General features: G+C 48.4%; 25 protein-coding genes and 1 tRNA gene. 6 read left to right on the top strand and 20 right to left on the bottom strand.

Features of this window, described 5'->3' with window-relative positions; translation table 11 throughout:
• Positions 1-80 precede the first annotated feature (80 nt).
• Positions 81-1,034, top strand: a complete 954-nt coding sequence (trxB, locus tag RW114_RS04300) for a thioredoxin-disulfide reductase (RefSeq protein ID WP_340121480.1) — start codon at positions 81-83, stop codon at positions 1,032-1,034.
• Between the two features lie 88 nt (positions 1,035-1,122).
• The gene (gene aat / locus RW114_RS04295) at positions 1,123-1,818 is read left to right on the top strand and encodes a leucyl/phenylalanyl-tRNA--protein transferase (RefSeq protein ID WP_340121479.1); all 696 of its coding nucleotides are present in this window, start codon (positions 1,123-1,125) and stop codon (positions 1,816-1,818) included.
• A 19-nt stretch (positions 1,819-1,837) separates the two neighbouring features.
• Here the strand turns inward: aat and RW114_RS04290 are convergent, their stop codons facing one another.
• Positions 1,838-3,340 carry an HDOD domain-containing protein gene (locus tag RW114_RS04290; protein WP_340121478.1) on the bottom strand — a complete coding sequence of 501 codons (1,503 nt, stop codon included), beginning with the start codon at positions 3,338-3,340 and terminating at the stop codon, positions 1,838-1,840.
• 576 nt (positions 3,341-3,916) lie between these two features.
• Here RW114_RS04290 and fusA point away from each other — a divergent pair.
• The gene (gene fusA / locus RW114_RS04285; RefSeq protein WP_340121477.1) at positions 3,917-6,001 is read left to right on the top strand and encodes an elongation factor G; all 2,085 of its coding nucleotides are present in this window, start codon (positions 3,917-3,919) and stop codon (positions 5,999-6,001) included.
• A 163-nt stretch (positions 6,002-6,164) separates the two neighbouring features.
• Here fusA and RW114_RS04280 read toward each other — a convergent pair whose 3' ends face one another.
• The 3 genes from RW114_RS04280 to surE are packed head-to-tail and all read right to left on the bottom strand — an operon-like array spanning position 6,165 to position 8,166.
• A complete protein-coding gene (locus tag RW114_RS04280; protein ID WP_340121476.1) occupies positions 6,165-6,749 on the bottom strand; it encodes a YqaA family protein in 585 nt (194 codons plus the stop codon).
• Positions 6,750-6,751: 2 nt separating this feature from the next.
• Positions 6,752-7,414, bottom strand: coding sequence for a protein-L-isoaspartate(D-aspartate) O-methyltransferase (locus RW114_RS04275; RefSeq protein ID WP_340121475.1), 663 nt, complete (start codon positions 7,412-7,414; stop codon positions 6,752-6,754).
• Complete coding sequence (gene surE, locus RW114_RS04270; protein ID WP_340121474.1) at positions 7,411-8,166, bottom strand: 5'/3'-nucleotidase SurE; 756 nt, start codon at positions 8,164-8,166, stop codon at positions 7,411-7,413. The genes RW114_RS04275 and surE overlap by 4 nt, the downstream gene beginning before the upstream one ends.
• A 74-nt stretch (positions 8,167-8,240) precedes the next feature.
• Between surE and RW114_RS04265 the strand changes: the two genes are divergently transcribed.
• Complete coding sequence (locus tag RW114_RS04265) at positions 8,241-8,792, top strand: Smr/MutS family protein (protein WP_340121473.1); 552 nt, start codon at positions 8,241-8,243, stop codon at positions 8,790-8,792.
• Between the two features lie 63 nt (positions 8,793-8,855).
• Here the strand turns inward: RW114_RS04265 and RW114_RS04260 are convergent, their stop codons facing one another.
• The 14 genes from RW114_RS04260 to rnr are packed head-to-tail and all read right to left on the bottom strand — an operon-like array spanning position 8,856 to position 21,565.
• Positions 8,856-9,062 carry a SlyX family protein gene (locus RW114_RS04260; protein ID WP_340121472.1) on the bottom strand — a complete coding sequence of 69 codons (207 nt, stop codon included), beginning with the start codon at positions 9,060-9,062 and terminating at the stop codon, positions 8,856-8,858.
• Positions 9,063-9,070: 8 nt separating this feature from the next.
• Complete coding sequence (hemN, locus tag RW114_RS04255; protein WP_340121471.1) at positions 9,071-10,450, bottom strand: oxygen-independent coproporphyrinogen III oxidase; 1,380 nt, start codon at positions 10,448-10,450, stop codon at positions 9,071-9,073.
• The gene (ccmI, locus tag RW114_RS04250) at positions 10,450-11,817 is read right to left on the bottom strand and encodes a c-type cytochrome biogenesis protein CcmI (RefSeq protein WP_422614783.1); all 1,368 of its coding nucleotides are present in this window, start codon (positions 11,815-11,817) and stop codon (positions 10,450-10,452) included. The genes hemN and ccmI overlap by 1 nt, the downstream gene beginning before the upstream one ends.
• Positions 11,814-12,389 carry a cytochrome c-type biogenesis protein gene (locus RW114_RS04245; RefSeq protein ID WP_340121470.1) on the bottom strand — a complete coding sequence of 192 codons (576 nt, stop codon included), beginning with the start codon at positions 12,387-12,389 and terminating at the stop codon, positions 11,814-11,816. Before RW114_RS04245 ends, ccmI begins: the two co-directional genes overlap by 4 nt.
• A complete protein-coding gene (locus RW114_RS04240; protein ID WP_340121469.1) occupies positions 12,389-12,919 on the bottom strand; it encodes a DsbE family thiol:disulfide interchange protein in 531 nt (176 codons plus the stop codon). Before RW114_RS04240 ends, RW114_RS04245 begins: the two co-directional genes overlap by 1 nt.
• Complete coding sequence (locus RW114_RS04235; protein WP_340121468.1) at positions 12,912-14,864, bottom strand: heme lyase CcmF/NrfE family subunit; 1,953 nt, start codon at positions 14,862-14,864, stop codon at positions 12,912-12,914. The genes RW114_RS04240 and RW114_RS04235 overlap by 8 nt, the downstream gene beginning before the upstream one ends.
• Positions 14,864-15,313, bottom strand: coding sequence for a cytochrome c maturation protein CcmE (ccmE, locus tag RW114_RS04230; RefSeq protein ID WP_340121467.1), 450 nt, complete (start codon positions 15,311-15,313; stop codon positions 14,864-14,866). Before ccmE ends, RW114_RS04235 begins: the two co-directional genes overlap by 1 nt.
• Before the next feature lie 3 nt (positions 15,314-15,316).
• A complete protein-coding gene (gene ccmD / locus RW114_RS04225; RefSeq protein WP_340121466.1) occupies positions 15,317-15,475 on the bottom strand; it encodes a heme exporter protein CcmD in 159 nt (52 codons plus the stop codon).
• Positions 15,475-16,236 carry a heme ABC transporter permease gene (locus tag RW114_RS04220; RefSeq protein ID WP_340121465.1) on the bottom strand — a complete coding sequence of 254 codons (762 nt, stop codon included), beginning with the start codon at positions 16,234-16,236 and terminating at the stop codon, positions 15,475-15,477. Before RW114_RS04220 ends, ccmD begins: the two co-directional genes overlap by 1 nt.
• Positions 16,237-16,285: 49 nt before the next feature.
• Positions 16,286-17,179, bottom strand: a complete 894-nt coding sequence (locus tag RW114_RS04215; protein ID WP_340121464.1) for a hypothetical protein — start codon at positions 17,177-17,179, stop codon at positions 16,286-16,288.
• Positions 17,180-17,229: 50 nt separating this feature from the next.
• Positions 17,230-17,904 carry a heme exporter protein CcmB gene (ccmB, locus tag RW114_RS04210; protein ID WP_340121463.1) on the bottom strand — a complete coding sequence of 225 codons (675 nt, stop codon included), beginning with the start codon at positions 17,902-17,904 and terminating at the stop codon, positions 17,230-17,232.
• A complete protein-coding gene (gene ccmA / locus RW114_RS04205; protein WP_340121462.1) occupies positions 17,904-18,527 on the bottom strand; it encodes a cytochrome c biogenesis heme-transporting ATPase CcmA in 624 nt (207 codons plus the stop codon). Before ccmA ends, ccmB begins: the two co-directional genes overlap by 1 nt.
• Positions 18,528-18,530: 3 nt before the next feature.
• Positions 18,531-19,277: a 23S rRNA (guanosine(2251)-2'-O)-methyltransferase RlmB gene (rlmB, locus tag RW114_RS04200; protein WP_340121461.1), complete on the bottom strand. Its 747-nt coding sequence runs from the start codon at positions 19,275-19,277 to the stop codon at positions 18,531-18,533.
• Positions 19,274-21,565 (bottom strand): ribonuclease R, encoded by a 2,292-nt coding sequence (gene rnr / locus RW114_RS04195; protein ID WP_340121460.1) that lies wholly within the window; start codon positions 21,563-21,565, stop codon positions 19,274-19,276. Before rnr ends, rlmB begins: the two co-directional genes overlap by 4 nt.
• 241 nt (positions 21,566-21,806) lie before the next feature.
• Between rnr and RW114_RS04190 the strand changes: the two genes are divergently transcribed.
• Positions 21,807-21,893, top strand: a tRNA-Leu gene (locus RW114_RS04190).
• Between the two features lie 88 nt (positions 21,894-21,981).
• Here the strand turns inward: RW114_RS04190 and RW114_RS04185 are convergent.
• Entirely contained in the window at positions 21,982-22,257 is a 276-nt protein-coding gene (locus RW114_RS04185; RefSeq protein ID WP_340121459.1) for a hypothetical protein, read from the bottom strand.
• Positions 22,258-22,309: 52 nt separating this feature from the next.
• Here RW114_RS04185 and RW114_RS04180 point away from each other — a divergent pair, with 52 nt between their 5' ends.
• A complete protein-coding gene (locus RW114_RS04180; RefSeq protein WP_340121458.1) occupies positions 22,310-23,197 on the top strand; it encodes a GGDEF domain-containing protein in 888 nt (295 codons plus the stop codon).
• 164 nt (positions 23,198-23,361) lie between these two features.
• Here the strand turns inward: RW114_RS04180 and rluB are convergent, their stop codons facing one another.
• Positions 23,362-24,147 carry a 23S rRNA pseudouridine(2605) synthase RluB gene (gene rluB, locus RW114_RS04175; RefSeq protein WP_340121491.1) on the bottom strand — a complete coding sequence of 262 codons (786 nt, stop codon included), beginning with the start codon at positions 24,145-24,147 and terminating at the stop codon, positions 23,362-23,364.
• Between the last annotated feature and the right edge of the window lie 123 nt (positions 24,148-24,270).

The following is a 24,270-nucleotide window of genomic DNA, read 5'->3' as shown; positions in this document are numbered from 1 at the left end:
GCCGATAAAACAGTTTACGAAACACGCTTTCGTCTTCATAATTAATTTTTTTCCCGCCTTGCCTCTACACAGGATTTTTAATGAGTGATTCCAAACATTGCCGCCTTTTGATTCTCGGCTCCGGTCCCGCCGGTTATACGGCCGCAATCTATGCCGCACGCGCCAACATGAACCCGGTTATCATTACGGGCATGCAACAAGGCGGTCAGCTAACGACGACGACCGAAGTTGATAACTGGCCGGGCGACGTTGAAGGCTTGCAAGGACCGAAACTGATGGAAAGAATGCTTAAACACGCCGAACGCTTCGCTACCGAGATCATTTTCGATCACATACACACGGCTGATTTATCCTCCAGGCCTTTTACCTTAACCGGCGATTCCGGCACTTACACCTGTGATGCACTGATTATTGCAACCGGTGCTTCAGCGCGTTATTTGGGCATGGAATCCGAGGAAGCCTTCAAAGGCAAAGGCGTTTCATCTTGCGCTACTTGCGACGGCTTTTTCTACAAAAACAAACCCGTTGCGGTCATTGGCGGCGGCAATACGGCAGTTGAAGAGGCGCTTTATTTAGCCAATATTGCATCCAAGGTCATGGTGGTACACCGCCGCGACAAATTCCGTTCCGAAAAAATTCTCTCTGACAAGCTGATTGAAAAATCGAAAAACGGCAATGTCATCATCGAATGGAATTATCAGCTGGATGAAGTGCTGGGCGACGACATGGGCGTTACCGGTCTTAGAATTAAAAATACGCTGGACGGCTCGACCAAAGAACTGGATGTACATGGCGTATTCATAGCTATCGGTCACACCCCCAACACCGGTATTTTTGAGGGCCAACTGGATATGGATCACGGCTACATTAAAGTCAAAAGCGGCATTCACGGAAACGCCACCGCAACCAGTGTTGAAGGCGTATTTGCTGCGGGTGATGTGATGGACTCCGTTTATAAACAAGCCGTTACTTCAGCAGGCACAGGCTGTATGGCAGCGCTGGATGCAGAAAAATTCCTCGATGAATTGGTTTAAAGATCAGGCTAAAGATCAAAAGACGCAAGGCGAAAAAACCTACCCCAAAACCAAGCGGCCTTTAGCCTTAATATATTCCCGTTCCTAAATGCGACTAACTGTTCTCGACTCCAATAACCCAGACCAGGATTTTCCATTGGTAAGCAAAGCCCTCCGTGAACCGGATGGCTTACTCGCAGTCGGTGGCTGTCTGTCTCAACATCGACTGTTAAATGCCTACCGGCATGGCATATTCCCCTGGTATAACCCCGGCGAACCTATCCTGTGGTGGTCGCCTGACCCCCGCTTGATTTTATTTCCCGATAAACTGGTCATTTCCCGCAGTTTGCACAAAACCCTGCGTAAAAATATCTTTTCAGTCACCTTTGACCGGGTTTTTAATGAAGTTATTGCGGCCTGTGCAGATCCCCGTAAAGACGCTGCCGGCACCTGGATAACGGAGGAAATTAATGCAGCTTATAATCAACTGCACCAAGCCGGATTTGCCCATTCGGTTGAAGCCTGGCTAGACGATGAACTGGTTGGAGGATTATACGGCGTCGCTATCGGGCAGGTTTTTTTCGGCGAGTCGATGTTTCACACCAGAACCGATGCCTCCAAAGTGGCTTTCGCTAGCCTGGTTAAACAGCTTAACGCCTGGGGCTACCAGCTGATCGACTGTCAAGTGCACACAAATCATTTGGAAAGTTTGGGTGCCGAGGAGATTAGTCGGGATTACTTTACCGCATTACTCGATCAATATTGTGACACCCCTGCCCTGTCATCGGCCTGGAAAACTCAATAACTGTCATCCCGACCCACCATTACCCGCGCTGTAAACGATAAAGTGTCAGACCTATGTTTGCCTGTTGAGCAAAATACTTAAAGGTATTGAAATCGTCTTCGTTTAACGGATCGCCACTCAATCCGCGATCCGCATAAATCAAACCAATCGGCATTTTATTGAAAAAAACAGGCATCATAAAGCATTCGTTTTTCCCAACCGCATTAATATCCCGTAATGTATACATCCTGGCATTAACCGAAGGCTTAGCCCAAAAAGCTTGAGTGCCGGACAAGGTATGAAAAAAAAGATTTGCCGGTATTTCCGTGACATTAAAAATAACCTTGTGCTCATAGCTTTCTTTGCGCCAGCCCAACGACAACCTTTCTTTAAGGGTCTGCTTATCGGCAACTAACAGGGAAAAAATGGTTCGATCCATACCGACACCCCGATGAATCCCCTCAAGTACCGTTTCCAGTAACAAGTTAATGTCAAATTGATCGCTTATTATTGACGTTATATCCTGTGAAATCTGAAATTGCAGTTGTTTTTTATCAATAACCGGCGATGATTCTTCCAAATCAACAGCTTGATTGAAGCGGCTTTGAATAAGCATAGCCGCGTCAGTGGCTCCAAATTGGCGGGCGATATCGGACGCAGCACTGGTATTATCTCGAAGATTTTCAGTGATAACTTTTTGGGATTGATTGGTGAGGACTTCAATTTTCCTGACACAATCCTCATATTCCTTTGAATCGGTACCCTCTTTTAAAGCCTCGGTAATTTCATAACCTAATTGAACCAAGCCGACCCGAGGATTTTTGTTCAATGCCTTTGGCTTGATCGATTCTTCAACCAAACTGCCTAATTTCCAAGCTTTACTTAAAGAAGCGCCCAAGTCGGCTAACTTAAAACCCAACACTTTTTTCTCGGCTTCTTCGCGACTGTAATTTTCATCTTTTATCAGTGCTTGAATGCGCTCTCCCTGTTCACCGCAAAAACACCAAAAAGAAATGCTGCCAATATGGTTAAGCAACGTGGCAATAAATACTTCTTCCGGTGATGAGTCATCCGTCGCAATCGCTAGGGCTTTTGCGTGTACTGCAGCATGAATGGCTTGAGCTATTTCTTCATTGGCCTGTTGTTTGTTGGTCGCGGATAAAATACCTTCCAAAAAAGAGCAAACCAGCGTTAATTCACGAATAACCTCGGAACCAATTATAATAATGGCCCGCGACACAGTAACCATTTTCTGACGAGAGGGATTGTAATGGGGGGTGTTGCTGATTTTTAATAATTTAACCGTCAGATTGGGATCCTGCAAAATAACAGATGCCAATTCCATCGCGCCTTTTCTGTCATCGCTCAAAATATCATGGATCCTTAACGCCGTATTGGAAAATATCGGCATTTCCTCATTGCATAGCACATGCGTCCATCCCTTAAGAGTAAGCGGTTCCGGTTCCGCTACGATTTTAGGAGAGAGAACGTCCATCTCCATTTCTATTATATTGAGACCTAGAGGATCGTTTTTTGATGTCATTTAATTTTTACCGGTAATACCTTAGGTCTTCTTGCCGGGATACTCATCTTTGTGTGCATCTCATAAGCAGTGCCATGCGATCACTTCAGAAACCGCACTTGCCGTACGTAGACGGAAACACTGCAAAACACGAGAATATTGGGTAGCCCGTCTTTACCTATCTAAAAGCGTTCGTGACGGCATTTTCAAGGCTCAAGGCTCGGCCTTATTCAATATATCGACACCAAATGACTCAACAGATTAAACCATTTTAGTGTCACTACAATATAACACATGGGTTTTCTATGTTTTTACAAAGTTTTTAGGTTAAAATAGCCGACTTTCGAAGCGGGACGAGTGAGTAGCGATGGTGACCCAAATAAACGCACCCCACTCGGCTTTGAGCTACCTGCCTGTATCCGACGCATTTCATCCACTCCGATGGCTACCGCCACCGCAGTCTTAGGCTGAGTGACTGCGGTTATGGTATGTAGCCCACCGCCCCGGTACGAGCACTCAATAAGCACTCAACATATTGAATGCTTATTGAGTGAAGTCACCAAAAAAGTTTTTTATGCCCAACTTTAGAGTAAACACATGACAGATTTAGCGCATTACAGAAACATCGGCATCTTCGCTCACGTCGATGCCGGTAAAACAACGACTACCGAGCGGATTTTGAAGCTTACCGGTAAAATCCACAAAATCGGTGAAGTTCACGATGGCGCGGCAACCACAGATTTCATGGAACAGGAGCAGGAGCGCGGTATCACCATTCAGTCTGCTGCGACTACCTGTTTCTGGAAAGACTATCGTTTTAATATTATCGACACCCCGGGACACGTTGACTTTACTATCGAAGTTTATCGTTCACTGAAAGTTCTTGATGGCGGTATCGGTGTTTTCTGCGGCTCAGGTGGTGTAGAACCCCAATCAGAAACCAACTGGCGTTATGCGAATGACTCTGAAGTTGCCCGGGTTATCTACATCAACAAACTGGATCGCATCGGCGCAGACTTCTACCGCGTAGTTAAGCAGGTTGAAGAAGTACTGGGCGCTCACCCGCTGGTCATGACCTTGCCTATCGGTACCGAAGACCAGTTCTCCGGCGTAGTAGACATCTTAACGCGCAAGGCGTGGATATGGGATGATTCCGGCGACCCATTAAACTACACCATCCAGGACATTCCTGCCGACATGGTGGCTGATACCGAAAAATGGCGCGAAAAATTGATCGACGAAGTTGCCGATCAGTTTGACGACGTGATGGAAAAATATCTTGAAGGCGAAGAGCCCGATATCGACACCATCAAACGCTGTATCCGCAAAGGTACGATCAACCTGGATTTCTTCCCGACTTTCTGCGGCTCGTCTTTCAAAAACAAAGGCGTGCAGTTGGTACTGGACGGCGTTGTCGATTACCTGCCTTGCCCGACAGAAGTTAAACCGCAACCGGAAGTCGATCTGGAAGGCAACCCGACCGGTACCTTTGCCATCGTTGATGAGAACAAGCCGCTACGCGCACTGGCATTCAAAATCATGGATGACCGTTTTGGCGCGTTGACCTTCCTGCGCATTTACTCAGGCAAGCTGGAAAAAGGCACGTCGGTACTGAATACCTTCACCGGCAAAACCGAGCGTATCGGCCGTATCGTCGAAATGCATGCCGACATGCGTGCAGAGCTTGATTCCGCTCAAGCGGGTGATATTGTTGCGGTTCTGGGCATGAAGAACGTGCAAACCGGCCATACCCTGTGTGACCCGAAATTCCCTGCCACCTTGGAGCCGATGGTTTTCCCTGATCCCGTTATCTCACTCGCGATTTCACCGAAAGACAAAGCCGCTTCCGAAAAAATGGGTATCGCGCTGGGTAAAATGATCCAGGAAGATCCCTCTTTCCACGTTGAGACCGATGAAGACAGCGGCGAAACCATTCTTAAAGGCATGGGCGAGTTGCATCTTGATATTAAAGTCGACATCTTGAGACGTACCCACGGCGTTGACGTTAGCGTTGGTAAACCCCAAGTGGCCTACCGCGAAACTATCACAAAAGCGGTTGAAGACGAATATACCCACAAGAAGCAATCAGGTGGTTCAGGCCAATACGGCAAGATCAACTACATCATCGAGCCAGGCGAACCCGGCAGCGGCTTTGTCTTTCAATCAGCGGTTACCGGCGGTAACGTTCCCCGCGAATACTGGCCGGCGGTTGAAAAAGGCTTTAAAAGCATGCTGGATAAAGGCGTACTGGCCGGCTTCCCTTGCTTGGACTTTAAAGTTATTCTGACTGACGGTGGTTTCCACGCGGTTGACTCCTCTGCGATTGCATTCGAAATTGCTGCGAAAGCGGCGTTCCGTCAATCAATCCCCAAAGCAGGGCCGCAACTGATCGAACCGATCATGAAAGTTGATACCTTTACGCCATCCGATCATGTCGGTGATGTTATCGGCGACCTTAATCGTCGTCGCGGCATGATCAAATCCCAGGATGCGGGCATAACCGGTGTTCGTATCAAATCAGATGTACCGTTGAGCGAAATGTTCGGTTACATCGGTGACTTGCGCACCATGACCTCCGGTCGCGGTCAGTTCTCCATGGAATTTTCGCACTATTTACCGTGCCCGAAAAACGTGGCGGATGAAGTTATCAAAGAAGTAAACGAACGCAACAAAAAGAAATAAGCTATAAATCCGGTAGGTTGGGTTGCGTCTTTTCGCAACCCAACCCATTGGATTCCTCCATCCCTAGTAGTCTGTCGCCACGCCTAGCCCATCATCTGATTTGCACAACAAGGATCGATCGATGGATCATCCCCAATGTTAAATACAGCCTAACCTTGTCAACTCAGCCTTGGTGCAAGAACTTATAAATACCGGCGCCAATAACCACTAACGCTACGGTTGCCCAGCCCAGTCTATCCATATATTCACGCAATTTCGCTTCGAGCTTTTCCCCGCCGGCAGCGAGTAACATGGCCACCAGAAAAAACCGCCCACCCCGACCAATGATTGAGGCTAACACAAAAGGCAAAAACGCCATACTCAGCGTACCTGCGGCAATGGTAAAAACCTTATAAGGAATCGGCGAAAAACCGGCCACAAACACCGCCAAAAAGCCCCATTGTTCAAACCAGCTTTTTGCTATTAAGTAACTCTCCCAATAATGGGTGGTCTGTAGCCACGGCGAAATGCTGTCAAACATAAAAAAACCGATCAAATAACCCAGCATCCCGCCCAAGACTGAGGCCACGGTGGTCAATAGCGCAAAGCGCATGGCTTTATCGGGCTGGGACAAGGCCATCGGTGCCAGCATCACATCCGGCGGTATCGGAAAAAATGAGGATTCGGCAAAACTTAGCGCACACAAATATTTAGCCGCATGCCGGTGTTTAGACCACTGCAAGGCTTTGTCATACAACTTTTGAAACATGTTTATTTCCTTCCTGATAAAAAAGGCACAAAAACAACCGGCTCAAGCTTTTCAACGTCATAGCCGCTTTCTGTACGTGTTACTCTCTGTAATTGTTGTTTGTCGTCCTTGCCGATCGGGATCAGCATCACGCCGCCGACTGCCATTTGTTGCAACAACATTTCCGGTATTTCAGGCGGCGCGGCCGCCACTAAAATACCATCATACGGCGCATGATCCGGCCAACCCCAGCCGCCATCACTGTGCAAATAACTGACATTCTTAAGCTTTAAATCCCATAGACGATCTTTGGCTTTTTTCTGCAACGGCGCGATTCTTTCAACAGAATAGACATGATCGGCCAGCTGCGCCAAAATTGCCGTCTGATAACCGCAACCTGTACCTATCTCCAACACGCATGTTAATCGAGCCGATGCCGCCAACAGCAATTCGGTCATTTTTGCGACAATATAAGGCTGGGAAATGGTCTGGTTGTAACCAATCGGCAGGGCGGTATCTTCATAAGCCCGATGGGCCAAGGCCTCATCCATAAAAATATGCCGAGGCGTATTGCGCATCACATCCAGAATTTTATGACTGCAAATACCCTGCTGTATTAACCGGTTGATCATCCGCTCACGGGTGCGCGCCGAGGTCATACCTATTCCTTGCAGGCTTTGAATCATAAATCGTACTCCCTGGGCAGCCAGCCCTTTAAATCATTGATCCGTTCATACCGGGTCAAATCGACTTGTAACGGAGTCACCGACACGAACCCGGTATTAATGGCATAGAAATCAGTGCCGGGGCCTGCATCCTGTTCCGCTCCCGGCGGCCCGACCCAGTAGATAATGCGTCCGCGAGGGTCTTTACTCTTGATGACCGGCTCGGATTTATGCCTCTGTCCCAATCGGGTTGCCCGATAGCCTTTCAAATCCTTAATAGCGACATCCGGCACATTGACATTCAGAATGGTATCTTGCGGCAACGGCTTGTTAATCAATTGCTGCAACAACGTCACTGCGACATGCGCAGCAGTGTCAAAATGACTGGGGTTACTGCCCACCAACGAAATGGCGACGGCGGGCAAACCTAAAAAACGCCCTTCGGTTGCCGCTGCGACCGTACCGGAATAAAGCACATCATCACCTAAATTGGAGCCATGATTAATGCCGGCAAAAACCATATCCGGCTCTTGTAGCAGCAAACCGGTTATGGCCAAATGCACGCAATCGGTGGGGGTGCCATCAACTTTAATAAAGCCGTTGTCCATAGCATAAGCACGTAACGGCATTTCCAGCGTTAAAGAATTACTCGCCGCACTGCGGTTTCTATCTGGAGCTACCACCGATATTTCGGCATGCGAACTCAATGCATTGGCCAATGCAATCAGCCCTTCAGCCAAGTAGCCATCATCATTACTCAACAAAATATGCATTAACAATCGCCCTGAAGCCGATTAAGCTATAAAATCAATCATATTAGCAACAATACACAACAAAATCAGCTTTCGTGGCAAAAAAAAACCTCACTTCCGAAGACAGTAATTTGTTTCGTCAATCTATCGGTAAAGTACACGCCGTAAAAAGCGATAAAGTGCTACTAACGGAGGGTAACAAACCCAAACCCTATCCAAAAACTCAGATCGTTAACGTGGATGAGCATTTAAGCGCCAAAATTGATTTTGATATTGAAAAAGTAGGCATTGAAGACTCGCTAAGCTTTACGGCACCTGGGCTGCAGCATAATGTGCTAAAAAAACTGCGCAAAGGACATTTTGGGCTGGATGCGGAAATTGACCTGCACGGACTGAATAGCAACGATGCAAAGCAACAGTTGCTACATTTCCTGCACGGCAGTGTAGAACAAGGCTGCCGCTGCGTACACATCGTCCATGGCAAAGGCTATCGTTCGGCCGACAACCATCCCGTACTCAAAAACAACCTCAACTTATGGCTGAGACAACACCAGGACGTTCAGGCCTTTTGTTCTACGCCGCCTAAAGACGGCGGGACCGGAGCGGTTTTTGTATTGTTGCAATTGTCTGAAAAATATAATGTATAAGGACTTACACAGGCGGGGCTTCTGTCATAGCAATCCGGAAATATTTAGCCGGGCACGCAACGGCTAATAATGCGGCGGCACTTCCTCAACGCTTTCGCCGCCGCCACTTTCGGAAGACAGGCTTTTAATGCGCTCATTCAGCATTCCGCAAGTCGCTTCCAGGCGGTCTATCTGCTGCTGTTGCTGACCGACTATCTGGTTCAACGCTTGCAGCAAATCTTCCTGATAAGCCGTTTTTATTTCCAATTCGATTATTCGATCATCATTCATAAGGTATTCTAAATTACTTTTGAAAACTGCTGTTGTTTTTGCGCCAGATACTTGTCGAAGACCATGCAGATATTGCGGATCAATAAACGGCCAGCGGGTAATACCCTGATGCCTTCAACAGATAAAACCAGCAAACCATCGGCTTGCATCGACGCCAAGGCTTGGAGTTCCCGCGCAAAATAATCGGCAAAGTTAATCGAAAATTGCTTTTCAATGACGGCAAAGCTCAAATCAAAATGACAAATCAGTTGAGTAATCACCGCACGGCGCAGTTTGTCGTCATCATCCAGTTCTACACCTTTAAATACCGGCAATTTTCCCTGATTGATCAGCCGGTCGTACTCGTCCAGCTCTTTGACATTCTGGATATAGGCATCGCCTACCCTACCGATGGAAGTAATACCCAAGCCCACCAGGTCGCAATCCGAATGCGTAGAGTAGCCTTGAAAATTGCGATACAAATGCCCCTCGCGCTGCGCGACGGCAAGCTCGTCATCGGGTTTGGCGAAATGATCCATACCGATGTAGACATAACCGGCTTCGGTCAGCCGTTGACCGACCATTTGCAAAATAGCCAGCTTCACCTCGGGCGTCGGTAGTTCGGCATCGTTAATCTGGCGCTGGGTTTTAAAGCGGGCCGGCATGTGCGCGTAATTAAAAATCGAGAACCGATCCGGCGCTACTGCCAGGATTTTATCCAAGGTAAGAGCAAAAGACTCTACCGTTTGCAGCGGCAAGCCGTAAATCAAATCGATATTGGTCGAGCGAAAACCCTCGGCACGGGCAGAGGCTAAAACGCTGAAAGTCTGCTCTTCGCTTTGCAGGCGATTGACGGCTTTTTGTACCGCCGGATCAAAATCCTGCAAGCCTAAACTGACCCGGTTAAAACCCAGTTCGCGCAGTTGTTTCATGGTCTGGCCGTTGGTTTCCCGAGGATCGACTTCTATCGAATATTCGCCCTGGTCGTCATCCCGCAAGTGAAAATGCTCGCGGGTCACGTCCATCAAGGTTTTCATTTGCTCGTAACTTAAAAAAGTCGGCGTGCCCCCGCCCCAGTGCAATTGATTGACGACCCGGCTGGAGTCGAACAAAGCGCCCTGCAGCGCAATTTCTTTGCACAGATTCGCCAAATACGGCTCTGCATGTTTGCGGTTTTTGGTGACGATCTTATTGCAGGCGCAATAAAAACACACGGTATCGCAAAACGGGATATGAAAATACAGCGACAGCGGCCCGCCTGCGGCATTCGATTTGGCGATATGCGCACGATATTCCTTGTCGCCGAAACCTTCGTGCAACTCCAGGGCGGTAGGGTAAGAGGTATAACGCGGACCGGCCTTATCGTAACGGTTGATCAGGTCTACATCGAATTTAATGGATTGATCCATCATTTAACCTGGCTGTTAATGACTATTTTATGGAGGCTTTTGTCCGAACTTTTATTGGTCAGGGCCACCTGTTCGATAACGCCGATCAAGTCGCCGGGCTGCTTCATCGCGTTGCCGGATTTGGAAATGCGCGCCAGCAGTCTAACCTGTTCGAAATTCGATAACTTCATGGGCCGCATCGGTTCCCTACCAATTGCGGCACTTCCACCATCCCTAGCGGTCGTTGGTATCATCGCCATGGCATCCGTTAAGTTGACGGTTAACGGCAACTCGGAAACCTGTTTGCGGACGATAGCCAGCGGCATCTGGGGGCCGGATAAGGCCTGAGCATAAATAAATACGGTGTCAGTTGGGCTCGCCGATTTTTGCAATTCAGGCGCTAAACTCACCTGAACAGCTATGCTCGCGGCTGCCGGGGATGGCGTAGGTATCGCAGCCGGTTGCGCAGCTTTTGACTCCGCTTGAGCCGTGCCTTCCGGTATCTGGGTTGCGAGCTTAGCCATCAAGCCTTGTATTTCATGTTGGGCATCTGAACCCGGCGGCAACAAGGTTTCAAGTTTTTTCCATAAGGCCATTGCTGCAACAAACTCACCTGTTTGCGCTTTGGCCATACCGCCCAGCCACAAGCCGGTCACGTTATCAGGCTCTATCGCCAAGGCTTTAAAGACCAGTTCCGCAGGCTTTCCGGCCAGTTCCTCATTGTTGACATAGGCCAGCGCATCGGCGTAAAGCAGCATGATTTCCGGCTGATCGCCCATTAATTTATAGGCGTGTTCGAATGCTGCAACGGCTTTAGGGGATTCCTCCAAATACTTATAGGATCGGCCTAACATCAGCCAGCCCTGCGCATCATCCGGTTGCTTTTCCAGGCGCTCCGCGAGCCCCGCAACCATGCTGATCATTTTTTCCCGTTCAGGCGTTGCCTGATTTGCTGCGGCTGTTTGTGGAACCCGGGTTAAAGACTGATAGTTGCCTAATGCCCAGTAAAGCGATCCCGCCACGAAAGGAATGGCCAGAACCAGCACCCACGCCATCCATCGGCCTTGTCCCCGTAATGCTGGCACCTGACTCTCGACGGCCATGGATGATGGAAGTATCGAAATCGGTACGGAACTGACGCGACCTATATCGAGATCATCGCTTAAAGCCTGTTCAAGCTCGGCAAGCTGCTCCTCATAAAGCGCCTGGCTTAATGCGCCTGCTTGCAGTTGCTCTTTAAGCTCAGCCAATCGCTGCCGGGCAATAGCGATGTTGCGCTGATCCATATCTGCGGCTGCGACGGGCTGTTTTCGCCACAACGGCGGCAACACAATCAGAAAAGTAGCTAAGGTCATTACGCTGACGATCAGCAAAAATAGCATATTCAAGAGGGGTCACCTTTTTCTAACAAGCTGCGGATTTTTGCCAATTTTTCAGCATTTTCGTTCCCATGCTCTGCGTGAGCATGCATAGTTGATTCAGCCTTTTTACGCCGCACAAACAAAAAAACTACGACCAAACCGATCAATAAGAACGCTACCGGCCCTAGCCACAACACGCCGGTTTTAAGCTTAAACGGCGGATTGTATAAAACAAAGTCGCCGTATCGATCGGTCATAAACTGGGCTATGTCCTGCTTTGATTTTCCCTGTTGCAGCATTTCGTATACTTGCCGGCGCAAATCTGCGGCCAGTTCTGCATTGGAATCGGCGATGGTCTGGTTTTGACAAACCAGACAGCGCAATTCCGAAGTCAGGGTTTCGTAAGCTTCTTGTTGCTCAGGGTTGGCAAACTGCGGAGATACGCCAGCTGCATAAGCGATGCCGGACAGCACCAGTAGGAAGACGACTGCAAGGATGCAGGAGGTACGACCCCAAGGATGGGGGAGGTAGAGCAACGCAGGGAGCGGTTGCCGAGAGCAACGCAGGGAGCGGTTGCCGATAATCGATAAATACTTCATTAATTTTCAGCTTGTAACTTGGCGATTAAAGGCAGGAATACTTGCTGCACATCGTCAGGGGTAACGGGGCCGGTATGTTTGTAGCGGACAACGCCCTGTTTGTCGATGACGAAAGTTTCCGGCACTCCGTAAACGCCCCAGTCGATGCCGATGCGGCCGTCCTGATCCAGGATGCTGACATCGTAAGGGTTACCCAATTGCGCCAGCCAGCCTTTTGCAGCAATCGGTTCGTCCTTGTAATTCAAGCCGACGATAATGGCGGCTTTTTGTCGGGCCAATTGGTTCAGTATCGGATGCTCGGAGCGGCACGAGGCACACCACGATGCCCACACATTAAACAGCCAGACTTTGCCTTTTAAATCGGCCGGGGATAATTTTTCTTCGGGTGCTTGCAGCTTGGACGCAGAAAATGCCGGAGCCGGTTTATTAATCAACGGCGACGGAATCTCGCTGGGATGAAGGTTTAAACCCAGCGCCAGAAACACCGCGAGAACGCTAAATAATACTAAGGGGAGAATGTATTTAAGCATCGGCAGCTGCCTTCACCGGTGTTATTTTATAGCGTCTATCACAAGCCGCGATTAAGCCGCCTGCCGCCATGAACAAAGCGCCCAGCCAAATCCAGCGAATGAACGACTTGTAATAAACCCTCATGCTCCACGCACCTTGATCGCCCAGCGGTTCGCCTATCGCCACAAACAAATCCCGGAACAAACCGGCATCGATAGCCGCTTCGGTCATCGGCATTTTTTGCACCTGATAAACCCGTTTTTGCGGCTCCAGTTTGGCGACCTGCTTGCCTTCGTAACTGACGGTGACAAAAGCCTGCTCTGCAATATAGTTAGGCCCTTGGGTTTGTTTGACGCCGTGAAATTCAAAAATATAGCCGGACATATCCAGGGCATCACCGGGCGCCATACGGACATCTTTTTCGACGCTGTAAACCGAGGTCAAGGTAATGCCGACCACGAATACGGCAATGCCCAGATGAGCCACGGTCATGCCGTAAAAACCGGCCGGTACGGTGTGCAGTCGTTGCCATGAAAAGCCCTGCGGCCCCATCCGATCAATAAAAGACAGCGCAGTAATGGCAACCGTCCACAATGCTAGCGTTAAGCCCAATACTGCACCCCAGGAATAAAACGGCATCGCCAACGGAATCAGCAAACTGATCGCGACGCAAGCCAAAACAATCCAGCGCACCCGCAGGGCAATCACGTTGATATTATCTCTTTTCCAGCGCAATAACATGCCCAAGCCCACCGCAATCGCCAGCGGCGCCATCAGCGGAATGAACACCGCGTTAAAATACGGAGGGCCGACTGAAATCTTGCCTAAACCCAACGCGTCAATCACCAAAGGATACAAGGTGCCCAACAAGATACTGGAAGCGGTCACCACTAACAGCACATTGTTCAGCAATATCGCCGACTCTTTGGACACCAGTTCAAAGGTCGCGCTGCTTTTGACGTAAGGCGCTCTTATCGCATACAGCAATAATGACCCGCCTACCACGACGGCTAAAAAAATCAGGATGAACAGACCTCTTGCCGGATCGCTGGCAAACGCATGTACCGAGGTTAATACCCCGGAACGCACCAGAAATGTGCCGAGCAAGCTCAAGGAAAATGCAAAAATCGCCAGCAATACCGTCCAGGTTTTAAATACGCCGCGTTTTTCGGTGGCTGCTAACGAATGAATCAGCGCCGTACCAACCAGCCAGGGCATGAAGGAAGCGTTTTCGACAGGGTCCCAGAACCACCAGCCGCCCCAGCCCAGTTCGTAATAAGCCCACCAACTGCCCAAGGCAATGCCGATAGTTAAAAACATCCAGGCGATATTGGTCCAAGGTCTTGACCATCGCGCCCAGGCAGCATCCACCCTACCTTCGAGCAACGCGGCAATCGCAAAAGCAAAGGCGACAGAAAAGCCGACATAGCCCATATACAACATCGGCGGATGTATTGCCAAACCAGGATCCTGCAACAACGGGTTTAAGTCTCGCCCTTCCAGAGGTGCGGGAAACAGGCGTTCAAACGGATTGGACGTCAGCAATAAAAACAGGATAAAACCGATAGAGACCAGCCCCATCACCCCTAAAACGCGAGCGACGGTAGCCTCAGGAATAGTTTTGCTAAACTGTGCCACTAAAGCCGTCCACACCGACAACACCAAGCCCCATAATAATAAGGAACCTTCATGCGCACCCCAGACACCGGAAACCAAATACAAAGTCGGCAATGCGGTATTGGAGTTAGTGGCAATGTATTTAACCGAAAAATCATGGGTCAAAAAGCCATAGGTCAGGCAAGCGTAAGACAAGACCATGAATAACAGTTGGCCATACGCGGCGGGTTTTGCGACGCTAGTCCAGCCGGATATGGATCGGGAGGCGCCGATAATCGGCAGCATTCCTAAAACAACAGCCATGCACAAGGCCAGTATCAGCGAAAAATGCCCCAGTTCTGCAATCATTATTTTTGACCTGTAACGAGTGGTGCCGGCTGATTTTTCAAACTATCTTTCACTTCCGGCGGCATGTAGTTTTCATCATGTTTGGCTAACACTTCTTCGGCGATAAATACGCCCTGTGCGTTTAACTTACCGTGCGCAACGATGCCCTGCCCTTCCCTGAACAAATCCGGCAGGATGCCAGTATATTCCACGGTCACATCCTTGCTGTAATCGGTCAGTTTAAAACGCACCATCAAGCCGTCATTCGGTCTTTCTACGGAGCCTTTAATCACCATGCCGCCCAGGCGAAATAAAGTGTCTTTGGGCGCCTTGCCTTCGATAACGTCGGTGGTCGAAAAAAAGTACATCAAATTTTCATTAAAGGACTTAAGCGCGAACCCCGTGGCAAGCCCTGCTCCGATGACCATCAGGCCGATAAGCATTAATCGCTGTTTTCTGGCTGGTTTCATGATTTACTGCCGTTTTTGTTTGAGCGCCAGTGCACGTATAAACTGTCGGCGCTGCACCACTGGAATAATAATATTGGCAAGCAGCACGATTAAGGTCAGACCATAAGAAGTCCAGACATAAAAAGCATAGCCGCCCATGGCAAAAAATTCCTGCATCGTCATTACTTCGACTCCGAGATCATGTTTTTAACCCACTGCGCATTGCGTTCACGCAACAACAATTCGGTACGCGCCCGCTGCAACATTGCAATCAGATAATAAAATTTAAACGATACCGCCATCAGCAACAGCGGTATCAACATGCTGACATGAATGGACGGTTTATCCATTTTGGTGACGGTCGGCCCTTGATGCAGCGTATTCCACCACTCGACGGAGTAATGAATGATCGGGATATTGACCACGCCGACCAGAGCCAAAATAGCCACGGCTCTTGACGCGGTACGCTTATCGTCTATCGCGCCGTAAAGTCCGATAACGCCAAGATACAAAAACAGCAATATCAATTCGGATGTTAAGCGCGCATCCCAGACCCACCAAGTCCCCCACATCGGCTTGCCCCATAATGAACCGGTCACCAGTGCGATAAAGGTAAAGCTGGCACCGATCGGCGCACTGCTGATCGCCACTATCTCCGCCAGTTTGATCCGCCAAATCAAGCCTATGGCGCCGGCAACCGCCATGACCACATAAATGAATAACGACATCCAGGCGCTGGGCACATGGATATAGATAATGCGATAGCTGTCGCCCTGCTGATAATCGGCTGGCGCCAGATACAGGCCGCCGTATAGTCCGACTGCGGTTACCAGTAGAAAAATAACCACCAGCCACGGCATCAAGCGCCCGGTAAAAGCGTAAAAATGCGGCGGGGAGGCCATGCGGTGGAAGAAGCGAACTACGGGATCTGGAATTAAAAACATAGACAATCAGAAAAATGGTTTAAAACTAACATGCAGGAACGATCTGTTTTTAAGCTTTGCAGTATGAAGGAATCCAACTGCGTTCAAGCATATACTCAGGCAAGTCATTAAAATCAAAAGCGATGCCGTCTTTAATCATCTGCTCAACATTAAACAATTGCCCGACTTCAGGAATATCCTTAAAAAACAATGTATAAAAAGGCTTAACCAGCGCTTTTGAAACTTTCACGCCTATCGGACCGATAAAATTCCTTCGCTGCCCGACATGCGCCACTTCATCGATGGTAATCTCATCCAGCAATTCTTTTAAACGGGCGCGTACTTCCGGTTCATCTGCCAGGACTTCATCAAACAGAGGATATAAATGACAATAAAAAGTCACCCCCATAAGCTCTGTTACAAAAGCCGGCGTGTCCATTAAAAAACCGGGTAATTTGGGAAACTGCTCGTAGATTTTTTCTTTAACCGGACCTAAAGGCACCCACTCCACTTTGTCCAAACCGCAAGTTTTCAGCATTTCATCAAACAGGCGCACATGGCAAAATTCTTCAGCCAAATGCACGCGACTGATTTTATCTTCCAGGGCATGTGAGTTGGCCATATCGGGCACCACATCCCATGCACCTTTAATACCTACCCATTCATGTCGGGCAAACTTGTATATGCCTGTCAGCATCAAGGTCATGCGATCCAGCGATTTAGGGTCATCTTGCATGTCGACATAATTACGATAAAAAGCTTCAGGATCAGCCAGTGGCTTCCGTAATTTAACCGGGTTATCCTGAAAATGCTTCAGTCGATCACGTTTTTTAGCTAAATCCTTGTCCTGTTCCAACAACTCCCCGCCATGCTGCTGGGTAAACTCCCAGTAACTATCAAAATTTTCTTTTCGTTGTTGCTCGGTAGCCGGTGAAAAAACAGACAAATATTTAGTTGATACCATAATCATTTATTCCTGATCGTCAATATGATTGATTATTCTACGAGATATTATCAATGAATACTCATTTTTAATGCTGCCGATACCGGTAAAGGCGCCAAGACCAAAGCCATCAATAAAATGGCAATCAATATATTAATTTGCGCGTCAACGGGCAAGCCGCTGCCTGCCATCTGCACCGCGTTACCGGCAAAAATCAACACCGGAACATACAAGGGTAAAACCAGCAGCGACAAAATCATGCCGCCCCGACGCAGTCCCACGGTCAGTGCCACACCAACAGCTCCAATCAGACTTAACACCGGCGTTCCCAGCAATAAGGTCAGCAACAAGGTTCCCAGAGAATGATTGGGCATGCCTAAAAAAACCGCCAGCAGCGGTGCCACAATCAACAGCGGCAAGCCGGTCACCAACCAGTGGGCGATAATTTTAGCCAGGACTAACACTGTGGTCGGGTGGGGGCTTAATAGCATCTGCTCCAGCGAACCGTCATCAAAATCCGAACGAAACAGACTGTCCAGGGACAGCATGGCCGCCAGCAATGCGGAAACCCAGATAATACCCGGTGCTATGGCTTGCAATAAATGCGGCTGAGCACCGATGCCTAAAGGGAACAGAGTTATCACCAGAATGAAAAACAGCAGCGGATTGGCTATTTCGGAACGACGCCGCAAAGCCAAAACCAGATCGCGCCGAATAACGGCAAAGAATGCACGGGATAAAGACATCAGGATAAATGAATACGCTGGACATCGACATCGGGCAAGTCTATGTCATGATGTGAAGTGAGGACAATCATGCCGCCGTTAGCGCAATGTTCGGTCATTAAGGCTTCGATCAGGGCAATGCCCTGCTTGTCTAATGAGGTGAAAGGCTCGTCCAGAATCCACAACACATTTTCGGTAATCAGCAATCTGGCTAACGACAGCCGTCTTTTCTGGCCCGCCGATAAAGCCTGCACTAGGATGTCGTCATAACCTTGCAGATGAACTTTGCTTAAAGCCTCATGAATGGAATACCGGCCGGAATTGCTTAAGGCTACCGACATCCTTAAGTTTTCCAATACGGTCAGTTCTTTTTTAATGCCGTCCAAGTGGCCGACATAAGCCATCTGCGCATGAAACTGACTGTCTTTTACGTGGTCGCCGCACCAGTTAATTTGGCCGGAATCGGGTTCCCGGAATCCGCATAAAATACGCAATAACGAAGTCTTACCGCTGCCGTTTTTGCCTTCCAGCAATAGAATCTGTCCTGAAACCAGCTCAAAAGCCAGTTCTTCGAATAACACCCGGTCATCGCGAATGCAGCTTAAACCCGTGCCTTCGAGAGAGTATGTTGATTTTGTTCGCATTGATCAAACAGCAACTAACCGCTGCCGTACGGTTTCATAAAGCAGCACACCGGTCGCTACCGACAAATTAAGACTGTCTACCTGCCCCAGCATCGGCAATTTGACCAGTACATCGCATTGCTCTTTGGTCAGGCGTCTTAAGCCTTTACCCTCGGCACCCACGACCACAGCCAGCGGCACGGTGAAATCGGTTTGATAGGCAGTCTGAGTTGCTTCGCCTGCCGCGCCCATGACCCATATCCCCTGATCTTTAAGCCAGCGCAAGGTTCTGGCCAAATTGGTCACCTGATAAACCGGCACCGTTTCAGCAGCCCCGCTAGCCACTTTACAGACCGTCGGAGTAATCCCGGTAGCGTTATCTTTGGTAATAATGACGCCATGCACACCGGTTGCGTCTGCAGTTCTAAGGCACGCGCCGAAATTATGCGGATCCTGCACGTTATCCAGTACCAGGAATAAAGGCGTCCCTGACAGCGTTAACACTGCGTCTTTTAGGTCAGTTTCCGATAACTCGCCGGGCATTTCAACTTCGATAACAATGCTTTGATGATTATTGCTATCGGCCAGTTTATCCAGTTTTTTCCGGTCGACTTTTTCCGGCTCTATGCCCAAATCCAATAAATCATCAATCAACTGCGTCAAACGCTTGTCTTGCCGTTGGCTGTCAACCCAGGCTTTACCGATTTTTTTAGGGGAATAATCTAAAGCCGACTGTACCGAATGTATGCCGTATATTTTGCTTAACTTCATTTCTTACGACGTCTTTTTTTAGGTTTGGTATCCATCGCGACTTGTTTTTCCGCCAGTTCAAAATCCATCTTCTTTTCGTCCAGATCAACACGGACGACCTTGACATTGACGCTATCCCCCAGCCGGTAATTAATGCCGGTATGCTCACCTCTTAACTGGTGACTGGTCGCATCGAAATGAAAATAATCCTGAGCCAGATTGCTGATATGAACCAAGCCTTCAACATAAATTTCGGCGAGCTCGACAAAAAAGCCAAACGAGGTGACCGCTGAAATAATGCCGGGGAATTCCTCGCCAACCTTATCCAGCATATATTCGCATTTGAGCCAACTGACCACATCCCGCGTGGCATCATCGGCGCGGCGCTCATGGGCTGAGCATTGTTCGCCCAACACAACCATATCGGGAACGCCATAGAAAAAGCTTTCCACCGACTTGCCCTGCAAGCAATGCCTGATTGCACGATGCACCAACAAATCGGGATAACGGCGAATAGGCGAGGTAAAATGCGCGTAAGCCTCCAGCGCCAGACCGAAATGGCCTTTTAACTCGGGACTATAGACGGCCTGAGACATCGAACGCAACAATACGGTCTGAATCAAATGCGCATCAGGCCTATCTTTGATTGACTCCATCAGATGCATATAATCCAACGGCGTTGGCTTATCCCCGCCGCCTAAGCTCAAGCCCAGTTCGCCAATAAAGGTTTTCAGATTAAGCAACTTATCGGCACTCGGACCTTCGTGTATCCGCAACAGCTTGGGTATTTTTTTACTATTTAAAAACCGCGCTGCCGCCATGTTCGCGGTGATCATAAACTCTTCGATCAATTTGTGCGCATCGTTACGCACCACCGGCACTATCTTTTCAATTTTACGCTCTGCACCGAAAACAATCCGGGTTTCCTGCGTATCAAAATCCATTGCGCCGCGTTGTTCGCGGCTCACCCGCATCACCTTGTACAGCGCGTATAGCTCCTGTAAATGCGGCAGCACGGCTTTATATTTTTCGGCCAATGTCTGCGCCGAGCCAGCTCCCGGCTGGCTTTCGGCATACACACCATCCCTGGCGATATCGCCATCGACCAGCATTGCTGCGACTTCGTTGTAGGTCAATCGGGCATGAGAACTCATCACCGCGTCAAAAAAACGTGACCGAACAACCTGGCCCTGTTCATCTATGTATAGCTCGCACACCATACATAGCCGATCCACATGGGGATTAAGCGAACACAGGCCATTGGACAAAATCTCCGGCAACATCGGTATGACCTGTTCAGGAAAATAGACCGACGTGCTGCGTTTTTGAGCTTCCTTATCTAATTCCGAATTAATCTGCACATAATGCGAGACATCGGCGATCGCAACCAATAACTTCCAGCCCTTAGGGGTTTTCTGGCAATAAACAGCATCGTCAAAATCACGGGCATCTTCACCATCAATGGTGACCAAGGGAGTTGCCCTTAAATCAACCCGGCCTTCTTTTGCCGACTCCGGCACATCCTTACTAAGCGGTTTAATTGCTTCCAGCAATTCATCAGGCCATTGATTAGGCAGCTCATGGGAACGAATCGCCATTTCGATTTCCATTCCCGGCGCCATGTGTTCGCCCATGACCTCAACAATGCGTCCAATAGGCTGCCGAAGTTTAGTCGGTTGCTCAACGATTTCGGCAACAACAATCTGTCCTTGTTTTGCCTTGCCGGTGCCGCCTTTTTGAACCAGAATGGTTTGCGCTATATTTTTATTGTCCGGCACCACATAGGTAAAACCGTCTTCCTTATAGAGACGCCCGACAACATGATGCGTATTTCTCTGAAGAATTTCAACAACAGCCCCTTCCCTGCGGCCTTTTTTATCGACCCCGGCAATACGTACCAGCGCCCGATCATTGTGCAGCAAAGGATTCATTTCCCGTGGCGATAAGAACAGGTCATCCGAGCCATCATCCGGCTTAATAAAGCCAAATCCGTCCGCATGACCGATAATGCGCCCGGCAATTAAATCCTCATTATTAACCAGGCAATATTTCTTGCCCCGATTAAATAATAATTGCCCGTCCCTTTCCATTGCCCGTAAACGGCGGCGCAAAGCCTCGAGCTGGTCTTCGGTTTCAAGGGTAAACGCTTCAGCGAGTTCTTCACGACGCAAGGGTTTTCCAGCATGCTCGATGAATTGAAGAATTAATTCGCGGCTGGGAATGGGATTCTCATATTTCTCAGCTTCACGCTGAGCATATGGATCTTTTGTTGAATTAAAATCAACGTCTTTTTTAGACTTCAATGTCATTTAGATAATAAAATAAAAAGGATGGATACGATAAACATATCTTAAGTATATAGGTTTAGTATATCGATTAGAATTGAAAGAGAAAAGTTTTTGGCGTTTATGCAAAAAATCTTTTTTCTCCATTGGCTTAAAGTAACGTCATCATGTCTGACTCGCTTTAGGTAAAACGTCACGCTTAATTGACAAAATCAAAATGGATGGGTATAGTGCGCGCTCACTTTAGCTTTTACAGCTAGCCTCTGCCGAGGTGGTGAAATTGGTAGACACGCCAGCTTCAGGTGCTGGTGGGGGCAACCCCGTGGAGGTTCAAGTCCTCTCCTCGGCACCATCAGTGATCACAAAAATATAGCAGCTCTTGCTAGACATAATTCCACACCTTTGATTCATCGGGAAAATTTCAAAAAACTGCCTGCAGTTTACATGAAAAGCGCTTTTTCGATACCATTATTATGACTGCCAATCAAGCCAGTCGCGCTTACAAAACCGTTAAAAAGCACCATTTTACCTCTAATTTCTAGCGGATAAATCCGAAAACGCCATTGCCTATCTTTTCGGCAATTAACGGCAACGAAAGTCGCCCCACCGGCAATCTCTTGCCACCTTGTCATGTCAATCTTATGACCGTAATGAGCCAAAAATAAAACATTCTTGCCAACATATTGATTATCAGCTATTTTTATAAATTGGCACATTCCTCGCTGTAGTTATTGCAAAGCCACAATCTCAATCCACGAGGAAGCGATCATGACCGGCAAATCAGCAAACTTAGCGGTTATCAACAATCACACTTTTGAAGCAACAAAAGCCGTTAACCTTCATAATTATGACATCAGCAGCGCTTTACAAACAACATTGAAATTTACTGAGCTGATCGCAATTTTCTGTAGCAAAATCGCCAATAAGATTCCTCATAGCGCTTATGTTTATATCAATAAAGAATTCGATCTGGAAGTAAAAAGCGGGGTGTTTACCCGGCATTCCTGTAATTACGCACTTAAAGTTGAGCAGCAACAACTGGGCGAATTAAAACTGATGAGCAACCATAGATTCAGCGATGCCGACCTCCAGTTACTGGAAGCGATGCTTTGCTGCTTGATTTATCCCTTGAAAAATGCAACCTTATTTCACCAAGCTTTAAAAATGGCTTATACCGATCCACTCACCCAAGCCAACAACAGATCGTCATTTAATGATTGCATAAATAGGGAAATAAGTCTGGCTACGCGCAATGCCAAAAAATTATCACTCATTTTCTTTGACATCGATCATTTTAAAGCCATCAATGATACCTACGGTCACGATTGCGGCGACATCACCTTGGCTTCTAGTGCAAAATGGATTAAAGAAAGCCTAAGAGACAGTGATATTATTTTCCGTTATGGCGGCGAAGAATTCGTCATTTTATTAAGCGACACAGACACCAACGGCGCAAAATTGCTGGCAGAACGGATTCGCGCCTCAATTGAGCAGCACACCATAGCCTACGGCATGGACACCATCAAGATCACCGCAAGCCTTGGCGTTAGCACCTTAGGTGATAACGATACTCGCGAATCTTTCATCAAGCGTGCAGATGAAGCCATGTACACCGCCAAACACAACGGCAGAAACCAAGTCGTCTCGGCTAACTAAATCAACGGCAATGTCGGGTCGCCTCGGCAATTGCTCCTGCATTGCTCTACCTCTTGCATGATCCACATGGATGTGGTGAATGCAGATATTGCAGGAGCAAATATCTGTCCATGCAGTCGTAAAGCACCTACTGTTTGCGAAATATGCATAAGCTTTGCCCCCGGCTAACGTTTTCCAGATTTATAGGCTTTAAATTCGGGCTTGTTGATATATGCCGGCTTTTCACTAGCCATTCCCGCAAATTCAAACAGCAACTCCAGTTCTTTATCGGTCAACTCATAAAATGAACCGGCTTTCAAACGCTCCGGCAATACCACAGGCCCATAGCGCACCCGCATTAAGCGACTGACAGTCACTTCCTGCGATTCCCACAAACGTCTTACCAATCGGTTGCGACCTTCGGCAACGATAACGTTGTACCACTTATTGGCACCTTCACCGCCGAAAAATTTAATCTCGTCAAACTTGGCTTTACCGTCTTCAAGCTCCACACCCTGCTTGAGTCTTGCCAGGGTAGCATCGGAAACTTCACCCAAAATACGTACCGCATACTCACGCTCGACTTGCGTAGACGGATGCATTAATCGATTAGCCAGCTCACCGTTATTGGTGACCAACAACAACCCAGAAGTATTGATGTCCAGACGACCAACCGCTATCCAGCGACTGATAGCCAATTTCGGTAATTGGGTAAACACCGTCGGCCGGCCTTGTGGATCGCGACGAGTAACCACTTCGCCGACAGGTTTATGATAAAGCAGCACTCGGGTAGGCTGTTCGACAAACTTTTCCCAATGCACCACTCGATCATTGATCAGCAGGTGATCCCCGTCTTTCAGACGATCACCCAAGCCAATAGGCTTACCGTTAATCTTCAAGCGCCCCTCGTCTATCCAACGCTCAATTTCGCGCCTTGAACCGACACCGCCGCGCGCCAGCACTTTCTGAATGCGCTCGCCATCGGCTGATTGACTCCCGGCAAAGCCCTTTTGCGAAGGAAGGGATTGCTTCGGAAGATTATTCGGTTGTTGTGCTGATCCTTGCGATGGCTTTAGTGGCCTGCCCGATAGTTT

The organism is Methylobacter svalbardensis (assembly GCF_037671525.1).
Classification (GTDB): Bacteria; Pseudomonadota; Gammaproteobacteria; order Methylococcales; family Methylomonadaceae; genus Methylobacter_A; species Methylobacter_A svalbardensis.
This window is presented reverse-complemented; position numbering and strand designations above follow the sequence as displayed.

What these genes read in the sequence shown, in the direction of transcription:
- RW114_RS04240 (WP_340121469.1), bottom strand. Translation starts at nt 12,919, where the DNA reads ATGCTTAAATACATTCTCCCCTTAGTATTATTTAGCGTTCTCGCGGTG.
- RW114_RS04290 (WP_340121478.1), bottom strand. Translation starts at nt 3,340, where the DNA reads ATGACATCAAAAAACGATCCTCTAGGTCTCAATATAATAGAAATGGAG.
- ccmB (WP_340121463.1), bottom strand. Translation starts at nt 17,904, where the DNA reads ATGTCTTTATCCCGTGCATTCTTTGCCGTTATTCGGCGCGATCTGGTT.
- rnr (WP_340121460.1), bottom strand. Translation starts at nt 21,565, where the DNA reads ATGACATTGAAGTCTAAAAAAGACGTTGATTTTAATTCAACAAAAGAT.
- RW114_RS04185 (WP_340121459.1), bottom strand. Translation starts at nt 22,257, where the DNA reads ATGTGCCAATTTATAAAAATAGCTGATAATCAATATGTTGGCAAGAAT.
- RW114_RS04245 (WP_340121470.1), bottom strand. Translation starts at nt 12,389, where the DNA reads ATGAAGTATTTATCGATTATCGGCAACCGCTCCCTGCGTTGCTCTCGG.
- RW114_RS04235 (WP_340121468.1), bottom strand. Translation starts at nt 14,864, where the DNA reads ATGATTGCAGAACTGGGGCATTTTTCGCTGATACTGGCCTTGTGCATG.
- RW114_RS04180 (WP_340121458.1), top strand. Translation starts at nt 22,310, where the DNA reads ATGACCGGCAAATCAGCAAACTTAGCGGTTATCAACAATCACACTTTT.
- RW114_RS04220 (WP_340121465.1), bottom strand. Translation starts at nt 16,236, where the DNA reads ATGTTTTTAATTCCAGATCCCGTAGTTCGCTTCTTCCACCGCATGGCC.
- ccmE (WP_340121467.1), bottom strand. Translation starts at nt 15,313, where the DNA reads ATGAAACCAGCCAGAAAACAGCGATTAATGCTTATCGGCCTGATGGTC.
- hemN (WP_340121471.1), bottom strand. Translation starts at nt 10,450, where the DNA reads ATGGATCAATCCATTAAATTCGATGTAGACCTGATCAACCGTTACGAT.
- RW114_RS04215 (WP_340121464.1), bottom strand. Translation starts at nt 17,179, where the DNA reads ATGGTATCAACTAAATATTTGTCTGTTTTTTCACCGGCTACCGAGCAA.
- fusA (WP_340121477.1), top strand. Translation starts at nt 3,917, where the DNA reads ATGACAGATTTAGCGCATTACAGAAACATCGGCATCTTCGCTCACGTC.
- trxB (WP_340121480.1), top strand. Translation starts at nt 81, where the DNA reads ATGAGTGATTCCAAACATTGCCGCCTTTTGATTCTCGGCTCCGGTCCC.
- ccmD (WP_340121466.1), bottom strand. Translation starts at nt 15,475, where the DNA reads ATGACGATGCAGGAATTTTTTGCCATGGGCGGCTATGCTTTTTATGTC.
- RW114_RS04275 (WP_340121475.1), bottom strand. Translation starts at nt 7,414, where the DNA reads ATGATTCAAAGCCTGCAAGGAATAGGTATGACCTCGGCGCGCACCCGT.
- surE (WP_340121474.1), bottom strand. Translation starts at nt 8,166, where the DNA reads ATGCATATTTTGTTGAGTAATGATGATGGCTACTTGGCTGAAGGGCTG.
- rlmB (WP_340121461.1), bottom strand. Translation starts at nt 19,277, where the DNA reads ATGAAGTTAAGCAAAATATACGGCATACATTCGGTACAGTCGGCTTTA.
- aat (WP_340121479.1), top strand. Translation starts at nt 1,123, where the DNA reads ATGCGACTAACTGTTCTCGACTCCAATAACCCAGACCAGGATTTTCCA.
- RW114_RS04260 (WP_340121472.1), bottom strand. Translation starts at nt 9,062, where the DNA reads ATGAATGATGATCGAATAATCGAATTGGAAATAAAAACGGCTTATCAG.
- ccmA (WP_340121462.1), bottom strand. Translation starts at nt 18,527, where the DNA reads ATGCGAACAAAATCAACATACTCTCTCGAAGGCACGGGTTTAAGCTGC.
- RW114_RS04280 (WP_340121476.1), bottom strand. Translation starts at nt 6,749, where the DNA reads ATGTTTCAAAAGTTGTATGACAAAGCCTTGCAGTGGTCTAAACACCGG.